The following is a 1,085-nucleotide window of genomic DNA, read 5'->3' as shown; positions in this document are numbered from 1 at the left end:
GATGGAAGCTCTTTGTACCACCTCGGGCTAACGAGGCTAGACGACGTTCGCATTGACGGGTTCGACAATTCAAAGGGTACTACCGTGAGGGGATCACCCCAGCACGAAGGGCGAAACCTAACGCCGACGTCAATCCCAACCAAGAAATCCTCGTAGAAACAAGTCCCCGACGAAATTGAATCCCAACGGCGACAAGTACTGAACCACTGTTGTCGATGCTTTCGTATGATCGTCGTTGGTCGTCACCGAGTTTGCAAATAGCTTCAAATCAGACTCAGTCAGAGATGGGATGACCTAATCGATGTCAAGTTCTTCTTTAAGCTGTGGGCTGTTGAGACCGGCCCGAAACACAGCGTTGAAGAAATCTTTGTTCTTCGAAAGATCTTCGCCGTGTGCTTGATAGTATTCCGAGTCGAGTCGCTTGAAAGTCGAAATCATCTCCTCATGGATGCTCTCATAGAGATATACGTTCACGTTGTGTAAATCGCGAACTGCAAGTCCTTTCTCTTCAGCATCCAACGCCATTTCCCGAACCGTCGAACCAACTGCCTGTGGCTCGGTGTCTGCTATAGTCTCCGTTTCTGTAGTTACTGACGTATCTGTTGTATCTGTTGTATCTGACGTTACTGATTCGTCTTCTGTGGAGTCAATTGTATCTGATGTATCTTCAGTGTCTGAGACTGCAGATGTACCTGATTCATTTTTATCTGAGATATCTGCTGTATCTGCTGTATCTGCTGTATCTGCTGTATCTGCCAAGCATGAGATTACGAAGCCGATAGTGCTCAATCTAATTGATGTCTACTCTATTATGTTTCGCTTAATTGAGGGATCCAATATCCCGCTAGAGAGAGCACAACGATAAGTAATAAAATCAAGATAAGAAGGGTATTTATTATATTTGTGGGAATTTTCTCGACAGCAATGATTCCGAGACAAAAGATAGCAATCAAACCGGTTGTTACGTTTTGTAGACGCGATTTTGATTTCATTTCCTTTTGCAGGAGATAGATTTGCGAAATAAATCCTAGCGCTGCAGCGGCAATTAAGAGGGTGCCCATTACTTACTACGTATAAACTAAAGT

General features: G+C 44.2%; 1 protein-coding gene. It reads right to left on the bottom strand.

What is annotated here, in order from left to right; all coding sequences use genetic code 11:
• Positions 1-294: 294 nt before the first annotated feature.
• Positions 295-759, bottom strand: a complete 465-nt coding sequence (locus BG842_RS28770; RefSeq protein WP_139136073.1) for a hypothetical protein — start codon at positions 757-759, stop codon at positions 295-297.
• Positions 760-1,085 lie beyond the last annotated feature (326 nt).

It is taken from the genome of Haladaptatus sp. W1, from assembly GCF_001723155.1.
Lineage (GTDB): Archaea > Halobacteriota > Halobacteria > Halobacteriales > Haladaptataceae > Haladaptatus > Haladaptatus paucihalophilus.
Note: the sequence above shows the minus strand (reverse complement) of the source record. Positions and strands in the feature narration are given on the sequence as shown.